This window comes from Allosphingosinicella sp. (genome assembly GCF_036387215.1).
Lineage (GTDB): Bacteria > Pseudomonadota > Alphaproteobacteria > Sphingomonadales > Sphingomonadaceae > Allosphingosinicella.
The window spans coordinates 1-8,582 of the sequence record NZ_DASVUE010000180.1 but is presented as its reverse complement, the minus strand read 5'-3'; the positions used below and the strand labels follow the sequence as shown (position 1 = coordinate 8,582).

At 66.0% G+C, this 8,582-nt stretch carries 11 protein-coding genes; 6 read left to right on the top strand and 5 right to left on the bottom strand.

The annotated features are described in order from the left end of the window. Positions 1–85 precede the first annotated feature (85 nt). From VF662_RS07410 to VF662_RS07390, 5 genes are read left to right on the top strand one after another with little or no spacing between them, the layout of a single operon-like run. On the top strand, positions 86–541 hold the full coding sequence (locus VF662_RS07410; protein WP_464139434.1) for a MaoC family dehydratase: 456 nt from the start codon (positions 86–88) through the stop codon (positions 539–541). 17 nt (positions 542–558) lie between these two features. Then, positions 559–1,740, top strand: a complete 1,182-nt coding sequence (locus VF662_RS07405) for an acetyl-CoA C-acyltransferase (RefSeq protein ID WP_464139432.1) — start codon at positions 559–561, stop codon at positions 1,738–1,740. Positions 1,741–1,766: 26 nt separating this feature from the next. Continuing rightward, positions 1,767–2,180, top strand: a complete 414-nt coding sequence (locus tag VF662_RS07400) for a DUF805 domain-containing protein (RefSeq protein ID WP_464139430.1) — start codon at positions 1,767–1,769, stop codon at positions 2,178–2,180. Then, on the top strand, positions 2,177–2,560 hold the full coding sequence (locus VF662_RS07395) for a YkvA family protein (protein ID WP_464139427.1): 384 nt from the start codon (positions 2,177–2,179) through the stop codon (positions 2,558–2,560). The genes VF662_RS07400 and VF662_RS07395 overlap by 4 nt, the downstream gene beginning before the upstream one ends. A gap of 52 nt (positions 2,561–2,612) precedes the next feature. Beyond that, positions 2,613–2,876 (top strand): hypothetical protein, encoded by a 264-nt coding sequence (locus tag VF662_RS07390; RefSeq protein WP_464139424.1) that lies wholly within the window; start codon positions 2,613–2,615, stop codon positions 2,874–2,876. A gap of 6 nt (positions 2,877–2,882) precedes the next feature. On the opposite strand, the gene VF662_RS07385 is transcribed toward VF662_RS07390, so the two are convergent. Continuing rightward, positions 2,883–3,083 (bottom strand): hypothetical protein, encoded by a 201-nt coding sequence (locus VF662_RS07385; RefSeq protein ID WP_464139422.1) that lies wholly within the window; start codon positions 3,081–3,083, stop codon positions 2,883–2,885. 583 nt (positions 3,084–3,666) lie between these two features. Next, positions 3,667–4,887 (bottom strand): polyhydroxyalkanoate depolymerase, encoded by a 1,221-nt coding sequence (locus VF662_RS07380; protein ID WP_464139420.1) that lies wholly within the window; start codon positions 4,885–4,887, stop codon positions 3,667–3,669. Between the two features lie 129 nt (positions 4,888–5,016). Between VF662_RS07380 and VF662_RS07375 the strand changes: the two genes are divergently transcribed. After that, complete coding sequence (locus VF662_RS07375) at positions 5,017–6,789, top strand: ABC transporter transmembrane domain-containing protein (RefSeq protein ID WP_464139418.1); 1,773 nt, start codon at positions 5,017–5,019, stop codon at positions 6,787–6,789. 48 nt (positions 6,790–6,837) lie between these two features. Here the strand turns inward: VF662_RS07375 and VF662_RS07370 are convergent, their stop codons facing one another. The 3 genes from VF662_RS07370 to VF662_RS07360 form a co-directional block, all read right to left on the bottom strand. Next, positions 6,838–7,569 carry a hypothetical protein gene (locus tag VF662_RS07370; protein WP_464139416.1) on the bottom strand — a complete coding sequence of 244 codons (732 nt, stop codon included), beginning with the start codon at positions 7,567–7,569 and terminating at the stop codon, positions 6,838–6,840. A gap of 108 nt (positions 7,570–7,677) precedes the next feature. Beyond that, entirely contained in the window at positions 7,678–8,103 is a 426-nt protein-coding gene (locus VF662_RS07365; protein WP_464139414.1) for an ExbD/TolR family protein, read from the bottom strand. A 26-nt stretch (positions 8,104–8,129) separates the two neighbouring features. Continuing rightward, positions 8,130–8,582 (bottom strand): ExbD/TolR family protein (locus VF662_RS07360; RefSeq protein ID WP_464139412.1); only part of this gene is annotated, 453 nt, incomplete at its 5' end.

Sequence of the window (8,582 nt, the reverse complement as noted above, 5' to 3'; positions counted from 1 at the left end):
CTGCGCGCGCGGTTGCCGTAGCGTCCGCCATAACTGGCCCTCTTCTGCCTTGAGTCTTGTGTGGGCGCGGCTCTAGACCGGCTCCATGCCCATCGCCAGCATCGAAGAGATCAAAGCCCGGGTCGGCACCGAGATCGGCGTCTCCGGCTGGATCCTCGTGGATCAGCAGGCGATCGACACGTTCGCCGACGTGACCGGCGATCACCAGTTCATCCACGTCGATCCCGAAGCTGCGGCCCGCACCCCGTTCGGCGGCACGGTCGCGCACGGCTTCCTGACGCTGTCGCTGCTGAGCCAGATGGCTGAGCAGGTGATGCTCGTGCCGGACGGCCTCAAGATGGGCGTCAATTACGGCTTCGACCGCGTCCGCTTTCTAGCGCCGGTCCGCTCCGGCAGCCGCGTGCGCGGCCGCTTCACGCTGGCCGCGGGCGAGGAGAAGCGCCCGGGCCAGTGGCAGTTCGTCCACAATGTCTCCGTAGAAATCGAGGGCGCGGAGAAGCCCGCCCTCACCGCCGACTGGATCGGCCTCATCTTCACCTGATCAGAAGGAGCCCAAACATGGCCACTCGCGACGCAGTCATCGTTTCCACCGCCCGCACACCGATCGGCCGCGCCTATCGCGGAGCCTTCAACGCCACGCCCTCCCCCACCCTCGCCGCGCATGCGATCCGCGCCGCCGTCGAGCGCTCCGGCGTCGCGCCCGAGGAGATCGAGGATTGCGTGATCGGCGCCGCGCTTCAGCAGGGCGTACAGACGACGATCGGCCGCACCGCGGCGCTTCGCGCCGGCCTTCCGGTCACCGTGTCCGGAATGTCGATCGACCGTCAGTGCGCTTCGGGCCTGATGGCGATCGCCACGGCCGCCAAGCAGGTGATCGTCGACAGGATGGATATCTGCGTCGCCGGCGGCGTCGAGAGCATCAGCCTTGTCCAGACGCCGGAAATGCGGCTCGGGCCGGATCCGGAGCTGCTGTCGATGCACAACGGCGTCTACATGCCGATGATCAACACCGCCGAAGTGGTCGGCAAGCGCTACTCGGTCAGCCGCGAGCGGCAGGACGCCTACGCGCTCCGCTCGCAGCAGCTCACCGCCAAGGCGCAGGCCGAGGGCAAGTTCGACGACGAGATCATCCCTGTCACCGCCAAGATGGCCGTGAAGGATAAAGCGACGGGGGAAGTGTCCATGAAGGAGATCACCCTCGCCAAAGACGAGGGCAACCGCCCGGAGACCACGCTCGAAGGCCTCGCCTCGCTCCAGCCGGTGATGGGCCCGGAGGCGATGATCACCGCCGGCAATGCGAGCCAGCTGTCCGATGGCGCCTCCGCCTGCGTCATCATGGAAGCCGGAATGGCGGCCGAGCGCGGCCTGAAGCCGCTCGGCCGCTATGTCGGCATGGCCGTCGCCGGTACCGAGCCGGACGAGATGGGCATCGGACCTGTCTTCGCGGTCCCGAAGCTTCTGAAGCGCTTCGGTCTCAGCGTCCAAGACATCGACCTCTGGGAACTCAATGAGGCCTTCGCCGTCCAGGTGCTCTACTGCCAGGACCAGCTCGGCATCCCCGCGGAGAAGATGAACGTGGACGGCGGCTCGATCTCCATAGGCCACCCCTACGGAATGTCCGGCGCCCGCATGACCGGCCACGCCCTCATCGAAGGCCGCCGCCGCGGCGCGAAGTACGTCGTCGTGACGATGTGCGTCGGCGGCGGCATGGGCGCGGCGGGACTGTTCGAGGTGCTCTAGCTGCTGCTACACGTGCGTGGATGAAAATGAGACGGTCAGCGGCCACACAGCTGTCGGAGTTCTTCTCCTTCCGCGGCCGCACGACCGGCGGCTACGCGTTCGGCGCGTACGTTATCCTGCTCTTCGTATCTCCAGTCGTGGCGGAACTGGTGAAGCTCGCCACCGGATTGCCTGAGGAGGCGACACGGACCCTTGTGATGGCGCTCATCGTACCGACCTTCGTGCGCCGCATGCACGATAACGGGCGGGTCGGACTTTGGGCGATCATCCCCTCCCTGGGCCTCATTCCGCGCACAGGCCCGGTGGACCTTCCGTTCGACTCTTCGGGGGAGTTTCTGGCGCTCCTCATCGCGCCATTCTTCCTCTGGGGCGTCTACCTCCTCGCCCAGGCCTCGGATGGTGATCCCGAACGGTTCGGACCGGACCCAAGGCTCGCGTGAAGAAGCCGCCTTCGCTTGTCTCCCTTGCTCGCCGGATCCGCGTCGATGCCCACGCGGCCTGGCTCGCCGCACGCGATCCTCGCACGCCCTGGTATGCGCGCGGCTTCGGGCTTCTCGTCACCGCCTACGCGCTCTCACCGCTGGACCTCATTCCCGATTTCATCCCGATCCTCGGGCTGCTCGACGATGCGATCCTGATCCCGCTCGGCATCTGGCTGTTCGTGAAGATGCTGCCCGAGGGCGTATTCGAGGAGCACCGGGCGGCGGCGGCGAAAGCAGCGGAGCGGCCCGGCTCGGCCTGGGGCGCCGCGATCGTGGTGGCGGTGTGGATCCTCGCCGCCTTGCTGGTGGCGCGGCTGCTCGGCTTCCACTTCGACTGAGGAAACCGCCGGGCGGCTACCTCGTTATCCTCTCGAAACGAGGGAGCGACGAATGCCGGTATCAAACCTCACTTTGGTCGAGCGGATGGCGCGCGTGCTTGCCGGCCGCGCCAACAGCATCAACGCCGACGGGGACGATCCTTCGGCGGGGCCCAACGTCGACGAGGAATGGCATGAATATGTCGACGACGCGCTCTCGATCCTGCGGACGATGCGGGAGCCGGATCCGGTCATGGCCGCCGCCGGCGATCCCGATATCTGGGAGCGGATGGTTGAAGCCGCCCTCAATATCGAGCGCGCCGCCGGCAGCGCCTGAACCCGCTCAAGCGGCGAGCTGAAGCGGACGAAGCCGCAGCGGCTCCGGCGTGACCATGGTGGGGGTGTTCTCCACCTTGTGCACCTGCAGAGCGAAGGTGCGGGCGAGCTTTTCGTAGCAGCGGCGGGCTTCAGGCGACGCCGTCCGGCGCGCTGCCTGCAGCGCCTCCACCATGCAGCGCGTGTAGAAGTCCAGATCCGTTTCCATGGGTCCTCCAATCTCCCTGTCGGGATCCGACTTAGGAGATCGGCGGCGCGGCGAACGAATTGTGCGACGGCGGCGGCTCAGGACTCGACGAGGGCGACCCGGGCTCGACGAACCCGCACCAGGGCGCGACGGGCGCACCCGCGGAAGGTCCGCCTCTCGCAGCCCAAAAAACAAAAGGCCGCCCCTTTCGGGACGGCCTTTCCATTGTCCGCCGGTTGCGGCGTCCAGTTAGGCGCCGACCCCCGCGGAGGCTGCGCTCACCAGATTCGCCGCGTACGGCATGTGACAATGAGACATCAGACCACCTCCTTTCAGTTGTTGAACAGTGAGAGGAAGATGGGTGCGCTCGACAAAAGTTCAAGTGCTGCAGATGTTTAGCTCCGGATCAGCAGCGACGCATCGACCAGATGAGAAGCCGTCCGACCAGCGACCAGCCGCCGCGGCTGCCGGAGCGGGACGAGGACGAGGTTTCGCTGAAGCTGTGCGGGCGCATGTTGGTCTCCTGCCGATCGTAGGCAGACTAGCGCGCACCTGTTGCAAGCCTTTGACGATAGTGTTGCAGTTCGAAGAAGGCCGCGGCGCCTCAGCCGTCGTGCTGCGCGATCCAGCTTTCGACGATCGGAGCGATCCGCTCGCGCCATTTGCTGCCGTTGAAGATGCCGTAATGGCCGACGCCCTGGGCGAGATGATATTGCTTCATCTCCTCAGGCAGAGAGGTGGAGATATTCAGCGCCGCCTTCGTCTGCCCGATCCCCGAGATATCGTCCCGCTCGCCCTCGATCGCGAGGATTGCGATGTCGGTGATCGCCGCCGGATCGACCCGCCGCCCGCGGTGCATCATTTCGCCTTTCGGCAACAGATGCCGCTGGAACACGACATCCACCGTCTGAAGGTAGAATTCCTCGGTCATGTCGCAGACCGCGCGATATTCGTCGTAGAAATCCTTGGTCGCTTCCGCGCTCTCTCCGTCGCCCGCCACCAGATGCTTGAACATCTCCCAATGGCTGGTGAGATGGCTGCCGAGGTTCATCGTCATGAAGCCGGCGAGCTGAAGGAAGCCCGGGTAAACCGCGCGGCCAGCGCCCGGATAGGAATAAGGCACCGTCGCGATCACGTTGCGCTGGAACCAGCTGTGCGGGCGCTGTGTGGCGAGCGTGTTCACCGCCGTCGGCGCTTCGCGCGTGTCGATCGGGCCGCCCATCATCGTCAGGGTCTTCGGCCGCGCCGGGTTCTTGTCCGCCGACATCACCGCTGCCGCGGCATAGCTCGGGACGGAGGGCTGGCAGACGGCGAGCATGTGCGCGCCCGGGCCGATATGCTCCAGGAACTCGATCAGATAATTGACATAATCGTCGAGATCGAACTTGCCCTCGACCAGCGGCACCAGCTTCGCATCCCGCCAATCGGTGATGTAGACGTCGTGTCCGGGAAGCATCCGCTCGACCGTGCCGCGAAGCAAAGTCGCGTAATGGCCCGACATCGGTGCCACGATCAGAAGCCGCGGACCGCCTTCGATCCCCTCGCGGCGGAAGCGCTTCAGCTGCCCGAAGGGCTTACGAAGTACGACCTCCTCCTGCACCGGCACCGTCTTGCCTTTGACGATCGTGGTCTCCAGCCCGAAAGCGGGCTTCCCGCGCGGCGCCGAGGCATGCGCAAACACGTCGAGCGCCGATCCGACGATCGGCCCCATCTGGCTGTAGGCGAACGGGTTAACCGGGTTTTGCATCCAGCCGGCGCCGATATTGGCGAGCGTGCTGGCTCCGGCGAGCAGCGAGCGCTGCATTTCATAAGCGTCGTAGAGCATCCGGTCTCCAGATCGGGCTAACCCAGGTCAGGGTCAACCCTCTTTCAACCATAGATAACCGACCGCCCGGTCGAAAGCTCCCTCCGGCGCGGGATTGAGCGGCACTGCACCCCCTGCTACGCCCCGGCGATGGCACGCGGAGCAGAACCGAAGGGCAACAGGAAGATCGGCAATCTGTCCATGATCTGGCGCTTCGCGATCCGCTATCCGGGCCGGATTGCGGGCGCGGTGACGGCACTGCTCGTCGCCGCCGCCGCCACCCTCGCCATCCCGAACAGCTTCCGGCTGATCATCGACAAGGGGTTCGGAGGCGCCGAGGGCGATATCGCTCGCTGGTTCCAGTATCTGCTGATGGTCGTGGTGGTGATGGCGTTCGCGACCGCATTCCGCTTCTATTTCGTCTCCTGGCTGGGCGAGCGGGTGGTCGCCGACGTGCGCACCGCCGTTCAGCGCAACCTGCTGCGCCTCGCGCCGAGCTTCTTCGAGGAGAACCGCCCCTCCGAGATCGCCTCCCGCCTCACCGCCGACACCACGATCATCGAGCAGGTCGTCGGCACCACCGTCTCGGTGGCGCTCCGCAACATCGTGATGGGCATTGGCGGTGTCGTCTATCTGTTCGCATTGTCGCCGAAGCTGGCGGGGATGCTTCTGATCGGCATCCCGGTCGTGATCCTGCCGATCGTCTTCCTCGGCCGACGGCTGGAAAAGCTCTCCCGCAAGAGTCAGGACCGGATCGCCGATGTCGGCGCGATGGTGGACGAGGTGTTGGGCGCGATGAAGATCGTTCAGTCCTTCAACCAGCAGGAGCGCGAGGCCGGCCGCTTCGAGGCGGCTGTCGAGAACGTCTTCGGCACCGCCCGCCGCCGCATATTGCTCCGCGCGCTGATGACGGCGATGGTGATCGGCCTCATCTTCGGAGCGATAACGCTCGTCATGTGGCAGGGGGCGCTCGACGTGCAGGCGGGGCGGCTCTCAGGCGGCACCATCGCGGCTTTCGTGCTGACGGGCGCGCTCGTCGCGGGAGCGTTCGGCGCCCTTACCGAAGTCTATGGAGATCTCGTCCGCGGTGCGGGAGCGGCCGGCCGGCTCGCGGAGCTGATGGCGCAGGAACCGGAAATCAGGGCGCCGGCCCAACCGAAGCCGCTTCCCTCCCCGCCTCGAGGCGCGCTCGAATTCGACCAGGTCAGCTTCCGCTATCCCACCCGCAAGGAAGTGAGCGCGCTTCAGGACTTCTCGCTGTCGGTGCGCCCGGGCGAGACCCTGGCCGTGGTCGGCCCCTCCGGCGCCGGCAAGTCGACGCTCTTCCAGCTCGCCCAGCGCTTCTACGATCCCGAAGCGGGCACCATCCGGCTCGACGGCATCGCGCTCACCGACGCGGATCCGGCCGACCTTCGCGAGCGGATCGCGACGGTGCCGCAGGAGACGGTGATCTTCGCCGCCTCTGCCCGCGACAATCTCCGCTACGGCAGGTGGGACGCGAGCGATGCCGAGCTCTGGGGCGCGGCTGAAGCCGCCAACGCGGCCGAATTCCTGGAGAAGCTCCCCGAGGGGCTCGACACCTTCATGGGCGAAGGCGGAGCGCGCCTGTCGGGCGGTCAGCGCCAGCGCATTGCGATCGCCCGCGCGATCCTCCGCGATGCCCCGCTCCTTCTCCTCGACGAAGCGACATCGGCGCTGGATGCGGAGTCCGAGCGGCTGGTCCAGAGCTCGATCGAGCGGCTGGTGGAGGGCCGCACCACGATGGTGATCGCGCACCGGCTCGCCACCGTTCGGGCCGCCGACCGGATCATCGTAATGGAGGGCGGCCGGATCGTCGAGGAGGGGACGCACGAGACGCTGAACGCCCGCGGCGGCCTCTATGCCCGCCTCGCCCGGCTCCAGTTCGACGGACTTGCCGCTTAGGTCCGCTCCAGCCGCGCATGGAATGCCTTCTTTGCCGGAAAAGTCCGGCTAGCGCCGCCAAGGCGGGGGCGCCGCCGCCGGTCGCCAGCAGGGTTCAAGTGCCGCCGCCAGTCTCCCTGCCCACTCGCCCGGAGAACGTTCCGCGACGTAGCCGTGGTAGCTGGACTTACGCGCGAAGGTGACGAACGTCACCTCGACCATGTCCGAGTGCAGCACCGGGGCCTGCAGCTTGCTGGGGTCGGGGGAGTGGATTTCCGGGACCACCCACTCGATGCGATCGGCTTGGCGGATCACTTCCGCGGCGGCCTCGCAGGCGTCGAGGTCGCCCTCCAGCCATTCGAGCCCGGCCTTGTCCACCGCGGCGGCGACTTGCTCGGGAGTCTCTGCGCCACTCCGGAGCATCTGCTGCATCAGCGAGAACCCCCGCTGCCGTGGCCTCGTCAACTCAGGCGGCGCGGGCGCGCGCACCATCCGCGCGGCACGCCCTGGTACACAGCCCCGGCCGCCGGGCCGTGGGCGGCAAACCTCGCGGATTGCGATCGAGTAGATCGGCCAACCCATGTCGTCCCCCGTGTAGGCGACCGTGATGATATCCTCGCGACCCCGCTGGAATTCAAAAAGCTTGCCCGGCTGAAAGGCCAGTTCCTCTACCTGCCCGCGCAGCCTGCTCACCCGTTCGATAAAATCGTCGATCCGGGAAGGAGCCGGCCTCCCCGACTGAGCCTGCGAAGCGGTGGCCAGCGCGGCCATTGCGATAAACCCGGCTCGGCGATGCTTCATTGCCACCTTCTGTCGCCTCGGAGCCGCTTCGGCAATGATCCAACCGGCGCAAATGCAAATAGGGCAGTCCCGAAGGACCGCCCTATTGAGAGAAGCAGCAGGGATGCGTCAGAAGTTCGCGTAGGCCTCGTTGCCCACGAAGCCCATCGCGGTGATGTTCGCGCGCTTGGTCACCGCCAGAACTTGATCGACCAGCTCGTACTTCGCCTCTGGTTCCGGCTGCAGGTGCAGTTCGGGAACCGGGGTCATCGTCGTCGTGATGTCCAGGAACTGGCGCAGCTGGACCGGGTTCACCGCGGCTCCGTTCCACAGGATCTGGCCTGCCTGCGTGATCACAATCTTGTTCTTCACCGGATCAATCGGCGGCGGCGTATTCTGCTGGCTGTCCACCGGCAGATCGAGCTTCACCGCGTGCGTCTGGATCGGGATGGTGATGATGAACATGATGAGGAGCACCAGCATGACGTCGATAAGCGGCGTCGTGTTGATGTCCATCATCGGCTCGCCTTCGGACCCGCCGGTTGACATCGCCATAGTCGATTACTCCTGAATTCTTGTTCTTAGATCCGGGGACCGCCGCCGCCAGGCGCCGGTTCGGAGATGAAGCCGACCCGCGCAAAGCCTGCGCGCTGCATCGTGAACACGGCGCCGCCGATGCAGCGGTAAGGCGTGTTGATGTCGCCGCGGATATGGGCCTCGGGCATATTCTCTTCGGTGATGTTCTCAGGTCCGCCGGCGGCCTTCACCTGATCCTCAAGTTTCTTCACCGCCCGCTTCAGCAGCTCTTCCGAATTGACCTGGGTCAGGCCCCAATAGACCTCGCAGGCGCCGCCGGGGCCCGCCCGGACGGAAAGCGAGACGTTTTCGGGCTTGGTGGTGGTCGGCTCGAACCGGACCTTCGGAAGCTCCATCGGCACCGACTGGATGACGACCGGAACGGTGATGAGGAAGATGATCAGGAGCACCAGCATGACGTCGACGAGCGGCGTCGTGTTGATGTCGGACATCGGGGT